Here is a 21744-nt window from a genome sequence, read left to right as displayed (position 1 = left end):
GGCACATTTATAATTTATGGAAAATAAAAAACGAATGACCACACAAGCTTCGGGTTGGGTCTCGGCTTTTAAAGCATTTTTAGATCGCCGTGCATTAATTATGCTGTTTCTTGGTTTTTCTGCCGGAATTCCAATTTTATTAATTTTCTCTAGTCTCTCTTTATGGCTTGGAGAGGCAGGTATTGATAAAAGTGCAGTCACTTTTTTTAGTTGGGCGGCTCTAGGTTACTCTTTTAAGTTTGTTTGGGCTCCTCTCATTGATGAGTTACCTGTACCTGTTTTAACTAAAATGTTAGGCCGAAGACGTGCTTGGTTGTTAATCGCACAGTGTTTGATTGTCCTTGCTATTTGTATTATGGCTTTTTCTGATCCAGCTTTAGGTCAGAGTTATCTGGTTCAAATGGCTGTAGGTGCGGTGTTGCTTGGTTTTTCAGCAGCAACACAAGATATTGTGATTGATGCCTACCGTATTGAATTAGCAGAAACAGAAATGCAAACAGTGTTGGCATCTACCTATAATGCTGGTTATCGAATCGGAATGATTGTGGCTGGAGCGGGTGCATTATTTCTAGCTGCACATTTGGGAACTGCTAAAGGTAATTACATTTACGAAGCTTGGAAAATGACTTACCTAACCATGGCAGCGGTTATGTTGGTCGGCATTGTAACGACTTTGCTCGTTCGTGAACCTCAGGTAAATCGTGTTTATAAAAACTATAAGAGTAGTGATTATTACCGCTTGGTGTTCGTGTTTTTTGTTGCCGTTATTTCATTTGTAGTCACCTATATTTATTCTGGACAGATAACAGATTCAATCTCACAAGCGGGAAGTATAAAAGACAACGCGGCATTATTTGGTTTAGAAGCTTTAAGATTTTTAACGGCGACAGCTTGTGCCATTTTTGTGGGCTATTTACTGGTTAAATTTGGTGTAGTTAACCAACAAATGGCTAAAGAGACATGGATTGCACCAATCTTAGATTTCTTTAAACGTTATGGTGTCAAACTTGCATTAGTCTTATTACTCCTCATTGGTTTCTTCCGTATTTCAGACATTATTGCGGGTGTTATTTCCAATGTTTTTTATCAAGACCTTAACTTTAGCAAAGAACAAATTGCTGAAGCAGTCAAAATTTATGGGGTGATATTTAGTTTAATAGGTGGCTTCTTAGGTGGTCTTTTAGCACAGCGTATAAACATTATGAAGCTTATGTTTGTCGGTGCAGTTTTGGCAAGTTCTACCAATTTAATTTTTATTGGACTGGTAAAATCTGGACAGCCATTAGATGTAGTTGATGTAAAAGTTGGTGAGCAAAGCTATAAAGTTCAGCCCGATGAAGTAGGTTTGTGGAAGCTTGCGGTACCAAGTTCTAGCTTTAATGGGGTGAAACAAATTGAGGTGAAAGCTGCTTATGCCACACAAAATGGTGTAGCACCTGTGACTCGTACTCAACCATTACTCACTACTGAATTAGCCAAATCACCTCTACAAATTTTACCGATCATGGGTAATGATCAAATCTATTTGAAAGAGGGAGAAAGGAGTATTGTGATTCGAGGGCAATACTTCGGGCAAGCTTTAACTCCTACACAAAAAATCATAATTAGTCTTGATGGACAAAATTTTGATGCAAAAATGTCAGATGAAAAAGGTATTTTTAGTGCAGCAATTGATGCGAAAAAATTAGCTTCATCGACAAGTAAAGAACTCAATGTAGCTGTAGTAGACGGTGAACGGAAAATACTTTCTGCATCTCATCCATATGCTGTTAGCTCAAATCTAAAAGCAGCAAGTGAATTAGATGTAAATATTGAACCCTTAGCTTACGTTGACCCGCTTTCAGGTCAATCAGTTGAAATCAGCGGTAAGGTGATTAAACCCTATAGTTCTTTATGGCTTTATTTTGCCATTATTGTCGACAACTTGGCTTCTGGCTTGGCGGGCGCCGCATTTATTGCATTCCTTTCAAGTTTAACGAGTGTGTCATTCACAGCTGTTCAATATGCGATCTTTAGTTCACTCATGACGCTTACACCAAAACTTTTGGGTGGATATTCAGGTACCATAGTCAGTAATATTGGATATCCAAAATTCTTTTTGATGACCACTCTTATTGGTATTCCAATCTTGATTTTAGTGGTTTGGGTTGGAAAACTGCTAAAAGATCATCAAACACATGAATCAGAAAAGGCAGGTGAATAAACATGCGAATGCTTCATACAATGTTGCGAGTAGGCAATTTAGAACAATCTTTAAAGTTCTATACCGAAGTATTAGGAATGAAGTTACTTCGTAAGCGTGATTATGAAGAAGGGCGCTTTACACTGGCATTTGTTGGTTATGGTGATGAAGAAACCAATACTGTGCTTGAACTCACTCATAACTGGGATACTTCAAGTTATGATTTAGGCAATGCATATGGCCATATTGCCATTGGCGTTGATGATGCTTATAAAGCATGTGAAGAAATTAAAGCACGTGGTGGTAAAGTCGTGCGTGAAGCAGGCCCAATGAAAGGCGGCGTAACGGTTATTGCATTTGTTGAAGATCCAGATGGTTATAAAATCGAGTTGATTCAACAAGATGCTGATGCCAGAAACAACTAAGTAAATGACTTAGGTGATTTAAGATTTAGATCTTAAAAGTCTAGCTTTATTTTTAGAGCCCAGTATGATGAATATCCGACCGAATGGTCAATTTATCAACTGGGTTTTTTATTTATCTAAAATAATCATAGGATGTGGCTATGTTGAAGTTATTGGCACTTGATCGATTTACAATTTTGTTGGTTGGAATGGTACTACTAGCAACATTTTTTCCAGTCAGTGGTCAAGCAGCGCAATATTTCAATACACTCACCACGGTCGCGATTGCAATATTATTTTTTTTGCATGGTGCGAAGCTGTCTCGTGAGGCTGTAATTGAAGGCATTTTGCATTGGAAAATGCATTTACTTGTATTCGCATTTACTTTTTTTGTTTTTCCAGTGATTGGTTTATTGGCTAAGCCGATTCTGTTACCTCTACTAGGTCAGCAGCTGTACTGGGGTTTTTTGTTTATGTGCTTTTTACCCTCTACGGTTCAATCTTCTATTGCATTTACATCAGTTGCAAAAGGGAATGTGGCGGGAGCGGTCTGTAGTGCATCTTTTTCAAATTTGATTGGTATGTTTATCACTCCAGTGTTGGTTAGCTTTTTTATTTTAGGCCAAAGCCAACATGGGTTCGATCCGACTGCTTCAATTATACAAATTACCTTGTTGCTGTTAGTGCCATTTATTTTAGGGCAAATATTACGTCCTTATATTTTTCCTTATATGGCAAAAGTTCCAAGTATTGTTAAAGCTTTCGATCAAGGCTCAATTTTGATGGTGGTGTATGGTGCATTTAGTGGGGCAGTGGTCGCAGGGCTTTGGCATCAGGTAAGCTGGAAAACCTTACTCATTCTAACGGTTGCTTGTTCAGTTCTTTTAACCATCATTATGCTATTAGCACTTTATCTACCTCGTGCTTTTGGATTTAATCGAGCAGATCAAGTCACGGTTTTCTTTTGTAGCTCAAAAAAGACGCTTGCAAGTGGTGTACCGATGGCGCAAATCTTATTTATTGGCCAGCCCTTAGGCATGATTGTGTTACCTATTATGATCTTTCATCAAATCCAATTAATGGTTTGTGGGGTAATTGCAAATTACTGGGCTAAATCTAAAGATTAATTCGCAAATAAAAATTATTTGACGTATAATCTTGTCCACTTGTTGTGCTTAGCTCTAACCTTAGAGGTTTCGGTGGGCCAAAAGAATGGTCTGTTGTGGTGTTGATCTGCTCATTTGAGCCTGTCCTCAACTTAGTTGAGAGTGATCAATTGCGATGGCAGCTTAAGCCTTTCTAAATTAGGAGTAATCGACGATGCGCGCCGATATTCACCCAAAATATGCAACATTAGTAGCAACTTGTTCTTGCGGTAACGTAATCGAAACTCGTTCTGCTTTAGGTAAAGACACTATCTACCTTGACGTATGTTCAGCTTGCCACCCTTTCTACACTGGTAAGCAAAAGAATGTAGACACTGGTGGTCGTATCGACAAATTCAAACAACGTTTTTCTGGTATGTCTCGCTCTATCAAGCGTTAATACTGCAAAGCGAAACAAAAAACGGGCTTTATGCCCGTTTTTTGTTTATGAACGAAAAGACCATTATTGGTCTTGTACGTCTGTTAATCGATCAAGTTTTTTCTGGAAATAACGACCCTGTAAAAAACGTGCTTCTACATTCCAAGCGTTTGCAAATAAATTCATATCATTAAGATCGGCAAGCAAAATCCCTACTGGTTTTACAGTCAAATAGTTCAAAACCTTTTCTTGTAATTGCGCTAAACCAGCGTCTGAGTTTAATAGCTCTGTCTTCTTCGCTTGCAATTTTAAATATTGAACATCAAGTTGTTGCAATATCGATTCACTATAAATAGAAGATGTGAAATCCCGAATTGAAATTTCTGCGCCGTGTTGACGTAGGCGAGCTATGTGTTGCTGCACAATTGCAAGATGTGGCTGAATCGCTTGTTCTGAAAATTGTAAAACCAATGGGCTTTCTTGCTTACTACCAATAATGGTGAGTAATTTCGAAATCAGCTCAGGGAATGATTTATCTTTGAGTAAGATATCAATATTTAAGTTAATAATCAGTTTAGCTTTCGGATACTGCGTAATAAAATTATGTAGCTGCTTGCTAGCCTCAACCAAGATCCAACGGTCTAATTGAATAGAAAGTTCGCTATCATCTCTTAATGTGGCTAAATCGTTTAAGTCATGCCACTGTTCATCTGCAATAAAACCGCTAGTCACTTCATAGTTATGGGTTTCTTGATCATGCTTATCATAAATCTGCTGATATTTTAAATGAATTTCACCCCGTGCTAACTGTTGCTTTAATTGTTGCAATAAAGAAGATTGCACAGGAGCATCAACATTCTGAAGGCTTAGATCAAGTGAGATAGAAGAACTCGTAGGCTCAGGAGAGATAATATCGATAGTTGGCACTAACTCAATTTCTGACTTCGCCTTAGGTAGCTCTTGCTGACTTGTTTGATCGAGCAGCTTTGCAAAACTAGCTTCATCTAAAGGTTCAGTAATTTGCGCATAACTCAGCTTAAACTGGATAGAGTAGTTAAGCTCATTAATCGGTAATAAATGCTCTTTTTGCAAACTTTGCAGACTAGCCAATTGGGAGTTAAGGACTGTACTGTTCTCGGCTTGCAAAACGCCAAGATATGCCCCAAGTTCAAGATTGAAAATCGGCATTTGTGCTTGTTCTTTCAGAAAACTTTGCAGCTGATTAAAATATTGTCCAGGAGTTTGCCAATCGAGTTGAAATATACGCTCTGGGCACTGACTTAATCTAAATAAAACCAACGCATTCGCTTGAGCAGGGTGGGTTGATAGCTGTCGATTAATCTGTTGCCAAGGTGTAATTAACCCATAACTCTTTTCAGAAAAGACTGTATTTGCGGGTGTTTGTAAATCCAGTTGATAGTCAATGGTTAACTGTACGGCGTCTTCTTCCTGACTAGGAATAAATTCAAGTTTTAAAGCATTATTGCCTGAAATTGCTGCATGTTGACTCTGGATTTCAAAACGCGCCTGATCAAATTGACCTAATGAAATCTTCTTAAATCTTTGTTTAAAAATATTTAAATCATTGGGTTGTAAAACATCTAATATCGGCAGGCCAATAATCTCTTCTTCTTGCTTAAAGCCAAAAAGGTTGAGGTATTCTGTATTTGCCTTAACGTGCATACCTTCTTGAAAAAGGGCAACTGCTTTATGGCTGTTATTGACCAATGTTTGTGTATGAGAGTGAATAGTCTCTAGTTCACTGGTCAGGCGTTGCTCGGTTTGCAATAAATGGCTATACGACAAGGTTCGAATAAGCGTGATATAAAAATAATCTAATGGTTCTAATGGAACTACATCATAAATACCTTTATGAATATAAGCTTGATATTGCTGAGGCTGATAATCTTCAGGTTGCAATAACAAAACAGGTAAATTTGGCTGTTCAGATGCTTGAATAAGGGAGAGGGTCTGTTCAATTTTTAGGTCATATGCACGACCAAAAATAATAGCATCCCAAGGCGTATTTAACTGTTTTTCGAAACTTTTTAAATCATCAAGCAATAATGCCTGAACTTGATAATCATTCCCCAATAATAAATTTAAAATCTGGTTATAACGTAGCTGGTTGTCATCAATAATGAGTAAACGTGTTTCAGTACGTTTTAACTTTTTAGATAATAAAGAGTTTCTCACTTTAGTGCTTCCCATAAATCTTGACTGCTAGAGTTATTACCCTTTTTCATCATGAACTGATCAAGCAGACCTTGTTGCTGCTCATTCAAAAGTTCGAAATGAAATTGAATAAAACTTTGAGTAATGAGTTGTGCTTTGAGTAGATACACTTTGATTTCTTCTGTCCCCAATCGTAAATGAATTGTTTGTTGCTCTCTAAAAATTTGTGACCCCGGTAAAATCAGCGTATTTTGTATTTCTTCTAGGTTTTGTGTTTGTAGTAGTAGTGCAGGATGATAATTACGCGTATGACGCTCAGCTTGAATATGCACTGCGCAAGGGAACATAGCCTGTGACAAAATCTCTAAACCTAACTCTAGACTTTTTTCTGTCGACTGTTTAATCCAGCGGATTACTCCACCACGCCATTGTCCATGCAAAGTTTCTTTAACTAAAATATATTCACCGGTTCTTAGATTTTTCGGTGCTTCCCCAGACCATTTAATACGATATCCATTGACACTAATATCGAGAACAGTGGTTTGATAAATGGTTTTGCTTTCACGACTTAAGCGTTGATAGGATGACGTTTGTTGTTCTTTTTTCTCTAAATTTGATAAAACTTTAGACTCGCTTTGTAAGTTGTAGTTATTGTTAAGTTGTAGCGTTTCTTCAAAGTTTTTTGCTTTCGATAGATAAAAATGAGCCGTACTTAAACCAAAACAAATTTGTAGCTCTGCATTGTACTCATAACGTTCATGACGACGTTGAGCAGTTGTACCTAAAATAGTTTGAACATGAAACTTTAAAGCTGGGCTTAAATAAAACTTTTCATTCTTGGAAATATATTGCGCATTTTTATGCATGGTTGCAGTGACATGCTCAAGTAAAGCTTGTGTGCCTATAAAAATGTTTGGGCTAAAGTTAGAGCTGCGTTTGGTGTTATAAACCGGCGGATGATCTTTATTTGGGTCAACCACATATTTCGTTAAGGCTGTGTCTTTCGGCAAAATATGAATCATTCTTGCCCAGTCAAAACTACATTGAAATAATGCTTGAATTTCTGACTGACGAATCTGATTCGTATTTAAAATATCGAGCAAAATCAGCTGAGCATAAGCTTGAGTAATATTTCCTAGAGGATGATGTACACCCTGAATATGGTTAATATTTACCAGATGATATTTATGCTGAACAGCAGTTTCATAGAGTTGATGCGCAATTAACCATTGCCCTTTGACCGGCTCACTATAGAGCATATGCTGCTGATATAAGAGACTGGTTAATTGTTGCAGTGCATGGAAAGTCGATAAAGTCCGTGCCGTTTGCAAATTCTTTTTTTGTTTATAGGCAAACAGTGAAAATTTTTGATGTTGTAATTGCTCATGGCTATTTTTAGCAATATTTAAATAAATACTGGCAAAATAGCAACGGAGCAACATTGCTAATTCAATAATGTGTTCATTACGGTCTGTGCTAATCACGCCTTGGTTAAAAAAGTTTTTTTCTAGGCTTGCAAGAACGTTATTAATGGTGGGATGAAGGGTTTGTATGAGATCAAAACGCAAGGTCTCACTACATTTTAATTCATTGAGCTCTAAAATAGCGGTGAATAATGCTTTTGACGTATCGCCGAGTTGCATAATAGAAAGGGTAGTGACCCATTCATTAAGATCTTTAATATTGGCTTCACAAAAGCTTAACCGTTCACGAGTGAGTGCGGTTTGATTGTGAAAAATGTCCGACAGTGCATTATTCATCATCACTTATTATATAACTCAAAATGTTGTAGCCCCAAAAAGCGGTGTTTTATTCTTTTCGCCCGCAATTTCCCTGACGAGTTTAGGAACCAAATACCCCGGTAGGTTCGCTAACACATCACGATATATATCATCTATCTCAGATGGTATTAAATCAAAATGTTGCGCGCCTTTTACTTTATCTAACACATGTAAGTAATAAGGCATAACGCGAGCTTCAAATAAACGATAACTTAAATCAATTAATGTTTGTGCCGAATCATTAACACCTTTAAGCAAAACTGCCTGATTAAGTACAGTAATGTGCTGGGCAGATAACTCTAACAATTTTGAACAGGTAAAGTCATCGAGTTCAGAAGCGTGGTTTGAGTGTACCACCAGAATAATACGCAGCCTACTGTTTTTTAATAAAGAAATCAGCTCTTCGTCGATACGGTTTGGAATAACAATTGGAACACGTGAATGAATTCTCAGAATCTTAATTTGTTTGAGAGATGATAAGCGTTCTAGCCAAAGTGCTATTTTACGATTAGAAAGTGTAAGGGGGTCTCCACCACTCAAAATGATTTCATTAATATTGGGATTCGCTTCAATATAATTTTTAATATTTGGCCAATCGTCATTTTTGGGCAAATTTTCTTGATAGGGAAAATGACGACGGAAACAATAACGGCAATGTACAGCACACGCACCCGTCAAAGTCAGTAAAAAACGTGATTGATATTTATGTAATACGCCGGGTAATTGATTTGCTGCTTCCTCACCTAAAGGATCAGTTACAAATTCAGGATGTTCCTCAAGTTCTAAATGATGAGGTAAAACCTGTAGTAAAAGCGGGTCAAAAGGGTTTTTAACGTTCATTTTTCCGACGAACGCGCGAGGAACCCGTAATTTAAACTGTTCAGAAGCCAGAATCGCACCTGATAATAGCTGATCGGTGGATAACTCGAGTAGGTTTAGCAACTCCAAAGGATCTGTAATAAGGTCACTCAGTTGCGATTGCCAGTTTTGCTCTTGGTATAAATAGTTTATCATTTGACACGATTAAGATAATGCAACAACGCATTATATCGCATAGTTGACTTGTTAAGTTTGGAGTGTGCCAGTCATGGCCAATTATTCTACAAATGATTTCAAGCCGGGCCTTAAGGTCATGCTTGACAGTAACCCATGTTCAATCATGGAAAATGAATACGTAAAACCAGGTAAAGGTCAAGCGTTCAACCGCGTAAAATTACGTAACCTTAGAACTGGTAAAGTTTTAGAAAAAACTTTTAAGTCTGGCGATACTGTAGAAGCGGCTGACATCGTAGAAGTAGAAATGGACTACTTATACAATGATGGCGAGCTTTGGAACTTCATGGATCCTGTAACTTTTGAGCAAATCGCTGCAGACAAAACTGCAATGGGCGATGCAGCTAAATGGTTAAAAGACGATTCAAATGAAAAATGTACTATTATGTTGTTCAACGGTGTGCCTTTAACTGTAAGTGCGCCGAACTTCGTAGTATTAAAAATTGTTGAAACTGATCCAGGTGTACGCGGTGATACATCTGGCGGTGGCGGTAAACCAGCTAAGCTTGAAACAGGTGCGGTTGTTCGTGTTCCGTTATTTGTTCAGCAAGAAGATAGCGTTCGTGTAGATACTCGTACTGGCGATTATTTAGAGCGTGCATAATAGTTAAAAAATAAACTATTATCGAAGGGATGATGTAAATCATCCCTTTTTTTATGCGAAAGTATAAGAGGAAAAAAATTAAAGGAGGAGTACAGTCACAAGGATTTGATAGAACAGTACATAACAATATAAAAATGCTGTAGTTATTTATTGAGAGGTTAAGAATGGACACAATGCAAGCGAAATCTACGCTTCCCTCCAAGCTGGTCTGGAGCCTAGTGGCAATTATAGGTGCAATTTCTTTTGGGATGCTGGCACTCAGTCGTGGTGAACATGTCAATGCGGTTTGGCTTGTACTTGCTGCAGCATGTGTATATAGCATCGCATATCGATTTTATAGTCTATTTATTGCAACTAAAGTATTTGAATTAAACCCAAGACGGTTAACCCCAGCACATCGTTTAGCCGATGGTCTGGATTATGTTCCCACCAATAAATATGTACTTTTTGGTCATCACTTTGCGGCAATTGCTGGAGCGGGACCATTAGTCGGGCCAATTTTGGCTGCACAAATGGGTTTTTTACCAGGGACAATCTGGCTACTGGTCGGTGTGGTTGTCGCGGGTGCAGTACAAGACTTCTTAGTTTTATTTATTTCAACGCGTCGAGACGGTCGTTCGCTTGGTGAAATGGCAAAACAGGAACTGGGTTCTTTTGCTGGTATCGTTGTAATGCTTGGCGCGCTTGGGGTAATGATTATTATCCTTGCGGTATTGGCCTTAGTTGTGGTTAAAGCACTTGCCCATAGTCCATGGGGTGTTTTTACTATTGCAGCGACTATTCCAATTGCATTATTTATGGGCGTTTACATGCGATTTATTCGCCCGGGACGTATTGCTGAAGTTTCTATTATTGGCTTCGTCTTAATGATGCTTGCCATTGTTTATGGTGGACATGTTGCAGCAGATCCATACTGGGGTGAGTTTTTCACCTTAACTGGAACACAGCTTACATGGTGCTTAATCATTTATGGATTTATTGCTTCAGTATTACCTGTCTGGTTATTGCTAGCGCCACGTGATTATTTATCAACTTTCCTTAAAATCGGTGTCATTCTCGGTTTAGCAGTCGGTATTATCATTGCATTACCTGAATTGAAAATGCCAGCAGTGACTCATTTTATTGATGGTACTGGTCCTGTTTTCTCGGGTAGTTTATTTCCATTCCTATTTATTACCATTGCCTGTGGTGCTATTTCTGGTTTCCATGCGCTTGTATCAAGTGGTACTACACCAAAACTCATTGATAACGAAGCAGATATTCGCGTGATTGGTTATGGCGGCATGCTCATGGAGTCTTTCGTCGGTATTATGGCGATGATCTGTGCAACTGTCTTAGACCCAGGCGTGTACTTTGCTATTAACGCACCTGCGGCTGTACTTGGTACAACTGTAGAATCAGCGGCAGAAGCGGTTCGTAATTTAGGATTTGTTGTTACCCCTGAAATGTTAACGCTGTTGGCACAGGAAGTCGGAGAAACTTCGATTTTATCGCGTACAGGTGGTGCGCCTACCTTTGCGATTGGTATGGCACATATCATTTCGGAAATTTTCAATAGCCGTTCAATGATGGCATTCTGGTACCACTTTGCTATTTTGTTTGAAGCATTATTCATTTTAACTGCTGTAGATGCGGGTACTCGTGCTTGTCGTTTCATGGTGCAAGACACAGTGGGTATTGTTATTCCTGCGGTTAAAGCATCAGGTTCATTCTTCGGTAATTTAGTAGGAACAGCGGTCGCTGTAGGTGGATGGGGCTTCTTCGTCTATCAAGGTGTGATTGATCCATTAGGCGGTGTTAACTCCTTATGGCCTCTGTTTGGTGTTGGTAACCAAATGCTGGCTTCAATGGCACTCATTTTGGGTACAGTCATTTTGTTTAAAATGAAAAAAGAAAAATATGTATGGGTGACCATCATTCCAACAATTTTCTTATTCGTAACGTGTATGACTGCGGGTTGGCAAAAGATTTTCCACGAAAATCCAAAAATTGGTTTCTTAGCGCAAGCAAATAGATTTTCAGATGCAATTGCTCGTGGTGAAATTCTTAAACCAGCCAAAACTATTGCTGAGATGCAAAACATTGTGATGTCTAATCAGATTAATGCTGCGCTTTGTGGCTTCTTTATGATTGTATCGATTGTCATGATTATTGCTTCAATTGGTATTGTACGCCGTGCTTTAGCAAGCCCAACACCGACTGTAAATGAATCCCCAGCTGTATATGCTGATCCTGAAGTGGTCACCACGCGAGGAGAGTAATGATGAATTTTAAATTTGCAAAAAATGGAACTGTCATTATTGCGAAAATCATCAAAATGACGGTGCTCTCACAAAAAGAGCTGTTGCTTTCTCCAAAGAACTGGTCACGCATTGCAACACTGTGGCAGCGTTTGCAGCAAAGTTTTCGCTTGATGGTCGGTGTTCCAGACTATCAAACTTATGTGGAGCACATGAAAGCTCATCATCCTGATTTAACACCAATGGATGCTAAAACTTTCTATCGTTATTGTGTCGATGCGCGTTATCCATCGGCTGGCGGTACTTTAAAGAAATGCCCTTGTTAAGTTGAGAGTTAAATTCAGCTAAACAAAACGGTATGTGGTTAAACCATGTACCGTTTTTCTTTTTTGGAAAATGAAAAAGAGTTTGCTTAAAGTCTGCTCATTTGTATTTTTTTCAATTGAAAATCACTTGTTTTGCTTTTGAAAAATGAATATTATGCTTTCCATCTCAGGTGTATAGCTCAGTTGGTTAGAGCGCTACGTTGACATCGTAGAGGTCTCCAGTTCGAGTCTGGATATACCTACCAAGATATTAAAATCATATAAACTTGCATAGCTTTATATGACCTAAAAAAGCCCTAAATTATAATGATTTAGGGCTTTTTTATTGCTTTATATAAACTAACATAAACTCATATAGCAGATCGATCCTTGTATCATCGTGTGTATCATGATTCAATTACTGAACTCATGATACAAGCTTGTTTGCCATAATTTGTATGAAAAGAACCGCAATTAAGAAAAGACCCTTATCTGATACGACTTTGGCCAGTCTTGAGCCAGAAGATAAAGACTATAGGGAACTGGATAGTAATGGTCTGTATTTCCTTGTACAAAAGAAAGGAAATAAATCTTGGCAATTAAGATATAAAAAGCCTGATGGCAAATGGTCATGGATGGGGTTAGGAGCTTATCCAGCTATTAGTGGAGCATTAGCTAGAAAGAAGGCAAATGAAATATTAAATAAACTCTCTAATGGCGAGATGATAGAAACTAAGGCAGATATAAGAAAACAGGCCACTGAACAAAAAGCGCTGCTATTTAAAAATCTAATGTATGACTGGTTAAATACTAAAGAGCCAAATTGGGGATTCGATACTTTTGATAAAGCAAAGAAATCTATTGAAAGGCACATTATTCCTAAATTTGGAAATAGAGACTTTACTGGTATTTCACCTAAAGAGTGGTTTGATTTCTTCCAAAGTCTACAGCGTGATTTAGGTATTTATACTCAAACTGAAAAGCTAACGTCTTATTGTCGTAATGCATATGATTGGGCAAAGTTCCAAGAGAAAATAAAATTTAATCCGTTAGAAGGCATAACAAAACATCTTGATAAAAATCAGGGCGGGAATATGAAGTTTGTCGATATTGATGAATTTCCTGCTTTGATTAGAGCTATCAGAAGTTATCCTAAACGGGATAAAGCAATTGGTTTGGAATTGTTTGCTTTATTGTTTCCACGTCCTGTCGAATTAAGATATGCCACTTGGGATCAATTTGATCTTGATAAAGCTGTGTGGATTAAGCCGGCTGTAATCATGAAAAAAGATATTCCTCATGCTGTACCTTTACCACGTCAGGCCATAGTCCTTTTAAAAGAATTATTAACTTATAAAACTGAGTCTAATTTTCTGTTCCCTGGCAGAGGAAGCTTAAGCGAGCCGGTATCTGATAATACGTTTAATACTGCATTAAATCGATTGGGATATAAAGATAGACAAAACCCTCATGGCTTTAGACACATTGCCAGTACTCAGCTAAACAATAGATTTAGTGATAAAGAGCAGGTAGTAGAAGCCACACTGGCGCATTTAAAGAAAGGTGTTAAAGGTGTGTATGACAAAGGAGCCCATTTTGAGGAACGAATAGGGATGATGCAGTGGTGGGCAGATGAAATTGACAGACTTATTTGTGCGCCTTAATTTGTCGCTTAACTTCAACTCATATGTATTTATATAGTTGAATATACTCTATATTCAGTTTGCTAAGTCTAGGTTGATCCCCGAAAGTCGAATACCTAATTCGATTGGCTTAGCTATTTTTATTGGGATGCTGCGGGAGGCATACGTGACTATAAAATATGATGATCCTAATCATGAAATCATTTGCTACTTAAAAGAAACATACAATTCCGATAGTGGCTTAATGGATGATCTTTTTAATCTTTTTGATTCAATAGGTATTCAAGATATACAACTATTACATGAATGTATGACTAATATCTATGAAAATAAAATGACTCCTCAAGTGGTAAGTGTTTTTGAAAAAAATGAGAATGAAATTATAAAAAAAATTAGAGATGCATCTAAGATAAAAATGGAAGATTCTGCTTATACTTCTTTATCCGATGCTTACACGACTTATCAAGCATGTTTTTATATCTTTGATAAAGAAATATTACCAACGGATGAAGAAATAGGCTTTGCAATAGATTCGTTTGATAGAATTTACAGCGTGATAGGAAGAATTTACTCCCATATAGCAAATGGCTCTAATGTTTTTGGAAAAATACAATCATTAGGCGGAAAAAGTAGGGCACAAAAATATGATTCTTATAAAAGTGAAATTTTTAGAGAATGGGAGCAAGGTACCTTCCACAGCTATTCTAAATGTGCGAGAGATTTTTCTAACAAATTTAATCTAAATCCAAAAACAATAGAACTATGGCTATCAAAAAAATATAGCAAATCTTAAAAGTCACCCAAAATGGAAGCACAATACCCATTGTTCTAGCATAATGGGTATTATGCTAGAACAAATATTTTTCAATATAAAAATCATAAACATACTAGCTCCACAATATAGACCTATGTGGAGCTAAATAAATGCAACCAATTCGAGTTACGTATAACCAAGCATGTGAGTTATTGAGTATTAAACGTAATGCTTTGCGCGAACTCACCTTAAATGATCCAACTTTCCCTAAAGCTTATAAAGCCGGCACGACTCGTCAGGCGCCAGTCTATTTTGATTATGCACAACTAATTGAATGGCATAACAACCAAATCAAAAGCCAAACCAATGCAGAATTGGAGGCTTAACTCATGAATCAATTAGTTAATCCATCAACTCTTATGATGACTAGCTTGGAAATTTCTGAGTTGGTTCAATCTGAGCATAGAAATGTAAAAGTCTCAATTGAGAGACTTATGCAAAAAGGAGTTATTCGAAATACTCCAATGACGAATTTCGAAAGAATCAATAACTTAGGACTTACTTCAAAAGTTGGTGTATATGTTTTTGAAGGTGAACAAGGTAAACGAGACAGCATCATTGTCGTGGCTCAACTTTGCCCTGAGTTCACGGCGCATTTAGTCGATCGTTGGCAAGAACTTGAATATAAGGTTAAGGATGAAGTGGTGGTAGATATTTCTAACCCTCATGCTTTACGCCGTGCTCTTTTGGACTATACAGAACAAGTCATTCATCTTGAAACTCAGAACCAGTCTTTAGAAAGAACGATTGACACTATTACTCAAACACCTGCAGGTGTGAAGTTTCAGCAAGCATGCAAAATCTTAAATATTAAAAGGGAAGTATTGGCCAACTGGTTACGTAAACATGGTTGGGATCGCAAGCTTAACGGAGTACGTGCTTCAACTTACTATAGCCAGGAGCGTGGTTATTGCGAAACCAAGTATGAAGAAGTGGCTCGGATTCGACCTAATGGTGATCCATATACCTTTACCAAAATAGAGTTCTTCATCCTACCTAAGGGTATGAACGTTCTGGCTAAAAATTTTGGTAAGGGGGCTTAAGATGAAGAGTTTTGTTTTAGCTTCATATGCTCCCCTTATTGAAGAAGATGATAGGGCTGATTTGGTTGTGAATAATCAAGCCATGAAGTTTATTGAAATGCTCGCCATAAATGGCGAGCTTCAAGAAGTTAAAGATACTCGAGAATTATTATTGCAAAAGCCTTGTGTGCAGGATGTCTTAGTACTGCATGCTGGCAGCCTTCAGGTATTACTCACCAGCATTATGGGAGAGCCACCTTATGGAAAAGCATAAGAATCTGTTACCCATATTTTTAACAATACTTCTTGCAAGCTGTCATGTGCCTAGTTATGCTAAGGACGTTCATCAAAAAGCAGATGAGCTAACCTTGGCCGGTTACAAGCTTTCACTAGGCGCACAGTCCGCTCATAGGACTTTTTTTGTGCGTGAAATCTCTATGCACCTGCATGTTACGGCGGGGCTGGAGAGGGACACCTTTGGGTGTGCAGGTGACCTAGTGAGCCTGTCGGCCAACCCTTTTCAGCTTCGCCACCCTCATTTGGCCGTGAATGGTGAAGCTTCTAATGAATCGCTAGGAGCGCATTAATCATGCCTAATAACAACTCGTCTTCAAAAAAATCTCATATAGAGCTTGCTATAAAAACTTATGATGCCAGTGATGTTTCTGAAGGCTATGCATTGGCCTATGAACAGGTTGCTGACCTCGCGGTAATGCTTGATTCAATTCGTAGTAAATATGAAAAAACAGCAGAGTACCTGCAACAAGTCTATAGCGTGCCAGAAAGTGTATTTAAGGATTTAAAACGTCTTTTAAGTATTACAGATAGCATGATTGATGAAAATCTGGAGTTTTCAAAAGCACAAGAAGATCAGTTTCAAAAAGAATATGAGGAGTCACAAGCATGACTAAACGTGACACCTCAAACATGACCCCAACTGAAGTTTTGGCTCATTGTCAGATATATACACCTAACCAAACTGAATATCTTCAGCATAAAATTATCCAGCGTTTTGGTGGACCTAATCAGGCCATTTACATTGATCGAAATAGAGTTGAGATAGATAACGTTGAATACTCTAATCCCTTAATTCTGCCGATCTATAACGGCGAATTAAGTATCATCCAATGCGCCGTTCTGGAAAGTGGAAAAACTATTTCTGTCTTTCCTGATGGATTAGCAAGAGGGTTTGCTTGTTATGGTGAACTACAGCATGACAAGCCTGTAATTATTACTTATGGCCTTGAGTCTTTCTTTAAAATTGCTTCTAGTGGGTTATCTGTAGCTCTGGTCGTACTAAATAACTTATGCGCTTCACGCTTAGCAAAGACACTTAAGGCTTTCGATTTTGAGCAGATCCAGTTTGTCATTAATCAATTGGCACAAGCTGGTTTTAAAAAACTTTACCTCCCTGTACGACCTGAATATTTCAAAAATGATGCCTTCCAGAAGCTCGAGCAGAATACTTGTGTTCGCCTAATTAACCAGTACCAGAAAATTGACGAGACTGAATTTTTAATCGAACTGACTAAAGATGAAGAACCGGAGGAAGTTTCTGCATTTTTAAAAGAAGCCATTGCCAGACTTCCTCATACTGAACCTTTACCAAAAGGCCATTTGGCTAAACCATTTAAATGGGGTGATGGACGATTTCATCTTTTAGAAACAGGATTGTACTTTTTAGAAACGAATAACAAGGGAGATGATTATAAGCGTTATATCTCTAGCCCGATTAAAGTTGTTGCATTAACTCGAGATAATTCTAGTACCTCATGGGGACGGTTGCTCGAATGGTACGATCCAGATGGGATTAAACACCTACAAGCCGTGTCTATGGAGTTTTTCCAGTCTGATGGCGTAGAACTACGTAAAGCACTTTCTTATCAAGGTATGACAATCGCACCAGATGCTAAGGCAAGAAGCTTATTACAAAGCTATTTAATGAGTTATCCAGTTGAGCAAAGGGCCTTATGTGTCGATCGTGTGGGCTGGCATGATGAAGTGTATGTGTTACCTCATTGTGAAGTTGGCCAAAGTAAAGATAACGATTTAATTGTCTATCAGGCTATTCACGGTTTAGATAATCGCTATCAACGCAACGGCACATTAATTCAATGGAGAGAAGAGGTATCTAAGCTCGCGCAGAACCATAGCAAATTAGTTTGTGCCATAAGCACGGCGTTTGCTGGTCAGCTTTTAGGTCCACTAGAACAACAGAATGGAGCAGGTGTGCACTTTGTTGGGAAGTCATCTAAAGGTAAATCAACGGCATTATTTTTAGGTTGTAGTGTATGGGGTAAACCCAGCCGTTTTTATCGTACATGGAGAGCAACTGGCAATGCTCTGGAGCATACAGCTTATATGCACAATGATAGCTTTTTGGCTTTAGATGAGATTGGAGAAATTGCCAATCCTAAAGAGCTAGGCAACATTGTGTATATGCTGGCCAATGGGTTGGGTAAGGCTCGTTTAAACAAACAAATCACAGCTAAGCCTGCTTTTAACTGGAAACTCATATTTCTTTCTAGTGGCGAGGAGGGCTTAAAAGACATTATGGCCAAGCATGGTCAAAAGGCCAAACTAGGACAAGAGATCCGCTTAATTGATATTGATGTAGACCAATCAGAATATGGTGTGTTTGACAGTATTGATTTTGCTTCAGATGGAGCAATGCAATCTAGAATGTTAGTAGAGCATTCAAACATGTATTACGGCGAAGCAGGTATAGCGTGGCTTGAATATCTTTGTAGCGATAAACATGAAATTATTAAATACGCTCGACAATTATGGGAACAATACCGAGAACCATTGATTGATGGCCATTCAGAAGGACATATTATTCGTGTAGCCAATACATTCGCTTTGATTGCTACAGCTGGGGAACTGGCGACACAAGCTGGAATAACAGGATGGAAAAATGGTACCGCGTTTAGTGCCATACAAGCTGTTTTTAAACAATGGTTAGGTAGTTTTGACCGAGTTGGTAATTATGAAGATCTGGAAATCCTAGCTCAAATTAAAGCATTCTTTGAAGCACATGGTAATAGCCGTTTTGAATGTATGACACCAGATGCAGAACATCTAGATAAAGTCATTAATCGAGTAGGTTACTGGAAGATTGAGAACGGCGAAAAGAAATACTTGGTTTATCCGGAACAGTTCAAAAAAGAGCTTTGCAAAGGGCTGAATCCTAAACGTGTCGGCAAGTTACTTATACTACGTGGATGGCTAGATCATCTAAATAATGGCAAGTCTACAAAGCTCACTCGAGGCATTGATGGTATGCCTAAAGCTATTCCTATGTATGTATTTAATGAAAAGGTACTCACAGATGATCTGGATGAAGTCTAGGAATGGCGAAAAAAATCAGGTTACAAAGGTTACTGAGGTTACAGCCTTATGGGGCAAGGCTTTCAGAGCGTAACCTTTTAAAAAATTGAAAAGGTTACAGATTTCTGAGGTTACACAGATTTATCTAATTCATTAATACGTGGGCAATAAAATGGCAATGAGTAAGAAAGAGTTTTTGAGGATGCTTGAGCAGCAAGAAGGGTACGCCGTGAATGAGTGGAAGTCTCTTAAGAAAGAGACTCCACCATATGGCCAATCAATAATTACATTAGGCAAAGATGAAGAAGGGTACTTCCATCACACCAATAAGGAGTTCCTGAAAGGTGATGAAGAAATCCTTGTTGAAATGGGAGTGACTGATTGGCAGAAGATTAAGAAACAGGATATCTAATCTTTTAATAAAGATCGAGTATTATCTATTTAGGCCTATTAAAAAATCATCAATTTTATTAAATAGATTAACATTTGGATCATCCCCTTTATCTTTTCCTTCTAACAATATAATTAGGTCTTGTTCAGATAAAGAGATAATAAGTTTTCCATGTTCTCTCATTGCACCATCAATAATATTCTGTGCAGAAGGGGAGACGCCTTTTCGTGAAATTATAAAAGCACAATTCCGTAAAGCCATCGGATATAAATAGCGTTCAGTAGTAATGATTTCTCTCTGTGTAATTTTATTCGAATAGTTTTTAAATTCAAATACTATATATCTACTTCTTAGAGTATGCGATATAAATTGCCAAACTTCTGTTTCAGAATCCTTTACCCGACATACTAAGTCTCTACGATGCAAACCATCTACGGTTGAGCTTTGTTCTTGCCACCCAGTTAAATATTCAAAGAATAAATATTTTAAAGCTTCAATACACCAGTCTTCAAATTTTGAAGCATCTTTCCAACCTTCTTCAATTAATTTAATTTTATCAATAATTTGCTTGCCTTGAATAAAATCATTTTTTGTTTTGACGACTATTTTATGAGAAGGATCAAGTTCAAAAAGATCAATTATCTTATTGTGTATATCTGGAAAATTTTTAGCAATACTAAGTATCTTTTCTAAATCCCATATTTTTATATTGGGATAAATTTCATTATAGATTTCATAATCTAAATTGGTGGAAATGATTAAAATACCATTTTGAAATTTATTAGAAGATTCTAAAAGAGATTGTAGGCGTTTAAGCGCTTCCTCTATGACACGTATAGAAGGTTTGGATAAAGGCCGATATGCTTTTACTTCAACAACAGTTAAATCATCAAATTTACCAAATATAATATCTCCTGAATATTTATTCGATATTTCATCAGATTCCTTCACATTTTTATAGTTACTCTTGATTAATAAATCTCTAATTAAATCTTCAAATGCAAAACCACGTTCAACTTGTTTTCTATAACTCTTAGTATCATTATTACTATTCATATTTAAGCTCCCCAAATAAGCTTATCATTAAATCATCTTCAAGTATTTCAAAAGGTAATTCTAAATATTCAGATGGTACTCTAGGTTTAGCAGGTCCATCGTGAGGTGCATTTTTTGTATGGCCTTGGACGTAATCTCCATTGTCTTTAATGTAAGGTAATATAACTAAACGTCCATGGTTTTTTGATAAGATAGTACCTTCTTTCCAAATAGTATTTCCTAAAGTATTATCTAATTCATTTTGTTTAACTTGTTTAATTTGCCATCCAATATTTCCATTATCTTCATACCAAAATACATATCCATTGGAAATAAGTACTTTTTGTCCTTTTGCTTGAGCCTCTTTTAAAAGTTTTTTTACACTTTCTAGTTGTAAGAGTTTACTAGCAATTGGCAGTAACTCTTGCCGAATCTTTGCCTTAGTATTTCCCCAGTGATTATCACCGTTTAAATTAAAAGCATTAGCTATTTTTGACCTTTCCGTATAACTTAGCGTTTTCTTTGTAGGATTATAGCTTCTAGACCATTCATTTTTTAAATTTTTATAAATTACTCCCTGTTTGTTTCCATCTTGAACAAAAGCCATTCTTAGATATGGCATCTCTTGTAATTGATTAAATAAATCATTCTTAAAGTTATTTTCTCTTTCAGGTAAAATTATTTCTTCTAAGATTGGTCTCTGAGTATTTTTAAATTTATTTATTGCTACTGTAAGCATTAATTCCTCTTCATACATGAGTCTCTTCTTTGCTTCTATTGCTTTCTCAACTTTTAGTTTAATTGAGCTTTTCTCTATCTCAGATAGATTCAATGCAGATACTCTTGAAGAAATATGGGAGTTTTCATAATCTACATATACTAAGGCATCCTTTTTTTTATCGAAACAAGAGCTTCTTATAATGCCAGGCTTTAATTCATAATATTGATTAAACCATTTTAGATTCCCATCAGGTGAGAGCTTATATTCTTTAATTTGCCATTTATTAAATTCATACCAATATTGCAACCAATAAGCTAATACAGGATAACCATATCCTGGCATTTTCTCTATTTCCATTTCTAAGTCCAGAATTTTTATAAAGATCTATAAAAATTTATCAAAATAGAAAAGGTTTAGCTATACAAATTTAAGAAGAATATAGTGATTTTGAAAAAGGATGTCACTATAAAATAATGAGTGACTATAAAATTACTATATAATAATTTTAAATACTATCTAT

Annotated in this window: 21 protein-coding genes and 1 tRNA gene; 17 read left to right on the top strand and 5 right to left on the bottom strand. The window is 37.2% G+C overall.

The annotated features are described in order from the left end of the window. The first annotated feature begins 16 nt into the window (after positions 1-16). From BMW38_RS05445 to rpmE, 4 genes are all read left to right on the top strand, one after another. Positions 17-2203, top strand: coding sequence for an AmpG family muropeptide MFS transporter (locus BMW38_RS05445; RefSeq protein ID WP_092706432.1), 2187 nt, complete (start codon positions 17-19; stop codon positions 2201-2203). 2 nt (positions 2204-2205) lie between these two features. Continuing rightward, positions 2206-2607, top strand: a complete 402-nt coding sequence (gloA, locus tag BMW38_RS05440; protein ID WP_003650472.1) for a lactoylglutathione lyase — start codon at positions 2206-2208, stop codon at positions 2605-2607. Between the two features lie 134 nt (positions 2608-2741). Beyond that, positions 2742-3713 carry a bile acid:sodium symporter family protein gene (locus BMW38_RS05435; protein WP_170834038.1) on the top strand — a complete coding sequence of 324 codons (972 nt, stop codon included), beginning with the start codon at positions 2742-2744 and terminating at the stop codon, positions 3711-3713. Positions 3714-3906: 193 nt separating this feature from the next. Continuing rightward, complete coding sequence (gene rpmE, locus BMW38_RS05430) at positions 3907-4131, top strand: 50S ribosomal protein L31 (RefSeq protein WP_003650476.1); 225 nt, start codon at positions 3907-3909, stop codon at positions 4129-4131. A gap of 63 nt (positions 4132-4194) precedes the next feature. Here the strand turns inward: rpmE and BMW38_RS05425 are convergent, their stop codons facing one another. From BMW38_RS05425 to epmB, 3 genes are read right to left on the bottom strand one after another with little or no spacing between them, the layout of a single operon-like run. Then, entirely contained in the window at positions 4195-6306 is a 2112-nt protein-coding gene (locus BMW38_RS05425; protein WP_092706619.1) for an EAL domain-containing protein, read from the bottom strand. Then, on the bottom strand, positions 6303-8048 hold the full coding sequence (locus BMW38_RS05420; protein WP_092706429.1) for a GTPase: 1746 nt from the start codon (positions 8046-8048) through the stop codon (positions 6303-6305). Before BMW38_RS05420 ends, BMW38_RS05425 begins: the two co-directional genes overlap by 4 nt. A gap of 15 nt (positions 8049-8063) precedes the next feature. Next, a complete protein-coding gene (gene epmB / locus BMW38_RS05415; protein ID WP_092706427.1) occupies positions 8064-9080 on the bottom strand; it encodes an EF-P beta-lysylation protein EpmB in 1017 nt (338 codons plus the stop codon). 73 nt (positions 9081-9153) lie between these two features. Between epmB and efp the strand changes: the two genes are divergently transcribed. The 13 genes from efp (at position 9154) to BMW38_RS05350 (ending at position 19489) form a co-directional block, all read left to right on the top strand. Beyond that, positions 9154-9723, top strand: a complete 570-nt coding sequence (gene efp, locus BMW38_RS05410; RefSeq protein ID WP_004643557.1) for an elongation factor P — start codon at positions 9154-9156, stop codon at positions 9721-9723. A gap of 164 nt (positions 9724-9887) precedes the next feature. Continuing rightward, positions 9888-11984: a carbon starvation CstA family protein gene (locus tag BMW38_RS05405; protein WP_213031101.1), complete on the top strand. Its 2097-nt coding sequence runs from the start codon at positions 9888-9890 to the stop codon at positions 11982-11984. Next, positions 11984-12289, top strand: a complete 306-nt coding sequence (locus BMW38_RS05400) for a YbdD/YjiX family protein (protein ID WP_092706425.1) — start codon at positions 11984-11986, stop codon at positions 12287-12289. The genes BMW38_RS05405 and BMW38_RS05400 overlap by 1 nt, the downstream gene beginning before the upstream one ends. A gap of 168 nt (positions 12290-12457) precedes the next feature. Then, a tRNA-Val gene (locus BMW38_RS05395) sits at positions 12458-12534 on the top strand. 192 nt (positions 12535-12726) lie between these two features. Beyond that, a complete protein-coding gene (locus BMW38_RS05390) occupies positions 12727-13932 on the top strand; it encodes a tyrosine-type recombinase/integrase (RefSeq protein ID WP_045125804.1) in 1206 nt (401 codons plus the stop codon). 145 nt (positions 13933-14077) lie between these two features. Further along, positions 14078-14704 (top strand): hypothetical protein, encoded by a 627-nt coding sequence (locus BMW38_RS05385; protein ID WP_092706615.1) that lies wholly within the window; start codon positions 14078-14080, stop codon positions 14702-14704. Between the two features lie 131 nt (positions 14705-14835). Beyond that, positions 14836-15051, top strand: coding sequence for a hypothetical protein (locus BMW38_RS05380; protein ID WP_016140384.1), 216 nt, complete (start codon positions 14836-14838; stop codon positions 15049-15051). A gap of 3 nt (positions 15052-15054) precedes the next feature. Beyond that, complete coding sequence (locus tag BMW38_RS05375; RefSeq protein ID WP_092706423.1) at positions 15055-15768, top strand: phage antirepressor KilAC domain-containing protein; 714 nt, start codon at positions 15055-15057, stop codon at positions 15766-15768. A gap of 1 nt (position 15769) precedes the next feature. After that, positions 15770-16021, top strand: a complete 252-nt coding sequence (locus tag BMW38_RS05370) for a hypothetical protein (RefSeq protein ID WP_092706421.1) — start codon at positions 15770-15772, stop codon at positions 16019-16021. Next, on the top strand, positions 16008-16334 hold the full coding sequence (locus BMW38_RS05365; protein ID WP_092706419.1) for a hypothetical protein: 327 nt from the start codon (positions 16008-16010) through the stop codon (positions 16332-16334). Before BMW38_RS05370 ends, BMW38_RS05365 begins: the two co-directional genes overlap by 14 nt. 2 nt (positions 16335-16336) lie before the next feature. After that, positions 16337-16654: a hypothetical protein gene (locus tag BMW38_RS05360; RefSeq protein WP_092706417.1), complete on the top strand. Its 318-nt coding sequence runs from the start codon at positions 16337-16339 to the stop codon at positions 16652-16654. Beyond that, entirely contained in the window at positions 16651-19098 is a 2448-nt protein-coding gene (locus tag BMW38_RS05355; RefSeq protein ID WP_092706415.1) for a DUF927 domain-containing protein, read from the top strand. The genes BMW38_RS05360 and BMW38_RS05355 overlap by 4 nt, the downstream gene beginning before the upstream one ends. 151 nt (positions 19099-19249) lie before the next feature. After that, a complete protein-coding gene (locus tag BMW38_RS05350; protein ID WP_092706413.1) occupies positions 19250-19489 on the top strand; it encodes a hypothetical protein in 240 nt (79 codons plus the stop codon). A gap of 21 nt (positions 19490-19510) precedes the next feature. Here the strand turns inward: BMW38_RS05350 and BMW38_RS05345 are convergent, their stop codons facing one another. Beyond that, entirely contained in the window at positions 19511-20524 is a 1014-nt protein-coding gene (locus BMW38_RS05345; protein ID WP_092706411.1) for a restriction endonuclease, read from the bottom strand. Next, positions 20517-21581, bottom strand: a complete 1065-nt coding sequence (locus BMW38_RS05340) for a hypothetical protein (RefSeq protein WP_092706409.1) — start codon at positions 21579-21581, stop codon at positions 20517-20519. Before BMW38_RS05340 ends, BMW38_RS05345 begins: the two co-directional genes overlap by 8 nt. Positions 21582-21744: the final 163 nt, after the last annotated feature.

The organism is Acinetobacter sp. yr461 (assembly GCF_900110445.1).
In the GTDB taxonomy this organism is placed as follows: Bacteria; Pseudomonadota; Gammaproteobacteria; order Pseudomonadales; family Moraxellaceae; genus Acinetobacter; species Acinetobacter calcoaceticus.
This window is presented reverse-complemented; position numbering and strand designations above follow the sequence as displayed.

Coding starts and splice junctions, on each gene's coding strand:
- rpmE (WP_003650476.1), top strand. CDS start 3,907: ATGCGCGCCGATATTCACCCAAAATATGCAACATTAGTAGCAACTTGT.
- BMW38_RS05375 (WP_092706423.1), top strand. CDS start 15,055: ATGAATCAATTAGTTAATCCATCAACTCTTATGATGACTAGCTTGGAA.
- efp (WP_004643557.1), top strand. CDS start 9,154: ATGGCCAATTATTCTACAAATGATTTCAAGCCGGGCCTTAAGGTCATG.
- BMW38_RS05390 (WP_045125804.1), top strand. CDS start 12,727: ATGAAAAGAACCGCAATTAAGAAAAGACCCTTATCTGATACGACTTTG.
- BMW38_RS05360 (WP_092706417.1), top strand. CDS start 16,337: ATGCCTAATAACAACTCGTCTTCAAAAAAATCTCATATAGAGCTTGCT.
- BMW38_RS05380 (WP_016140384.1), top strand. CDS start 14,836: ATGCAACCAATTCGAGTTACGTATAACCAAGCATGTGAGTTATTGAGT.
- BMW38_RS05420 (WP_092706429.1), bottom strand. CDS start 8,048: ATGATGAATAATGCACTGTCGGACATTTTTCACAATCAAACCGCACTC.
- BMW38_RS05370 (WP_092706421.1), top strand. CDS start 15,770: ATGAAGAGTTTTGTTTTAGCTTCATATGCTCCCCTTATTGAAGAAGAT.
- BMW38_RS05445 (WP_092706432.1), top strand. CDS start 17: ATGGAAAATAAAAAACGAATGACCACACAAGCTTCGGGTTGGGTCTCG.
- BMW38_RS05355 (WP_092706415.1), top strand. CDS start 16,651: ATGACTAAACGTGACACCTCAAACATGACCCCAACTGAAGTTTTGGCT.
- BMW38_RS05345 (WP_092706411.1), bottom strand. CDS start 20,524: ATGAATAGTAATAATGATACTAAGAGTTATAGAAAACAAGTTGAACGT.
- BMW38_RS05350 (WP_092706413.1), top strand. CDS start 19,250: ATGGCAATGAGTAAGAAAGAGTTTTTGAGGATGCTTGAGCAGCAAGAA.
- BMW38_RS05405 (WP_213031101.1), top strand. CDS start 9,888: ATGGACACAATGCAAGCGAAATCTACGCTTCCCTCCAAGCTGGTCTGG.
- BMW38_RS05340 (WP_092706409.1), bottom strand. CDS start 21,581: ATGGAAATAGAGAAAATGCCAGGATATGGTTATCCTGTATTAGCTTAT.
- epmB (WP_092706427.1), bottom strand. CDS start 9,080: ATGATAAACTATTTATACCAAGAGCAAAACTGGCAATCGCAACTGAGT.
- gloA (WP_003650472.1), top strand. CDS start 2,206: ATGCGAATGCTTCATACAATGTTGCGAGTAGGCAATTTAGAACAATCT.
- BMW38_RS05400 (WP_092706425.1), top strand. CDS start 11,984: ATGATGAATTTTAAATTTGCAAAAAATGGAACTGTCATTATTGCGAAA.
- BMW38_RS05365 (WP_092706419.1), top strand. CDS start 16,008: ATGGAAAAGCATAAGAATCTGTTACCCATATTTTTAACAATACTTCTT.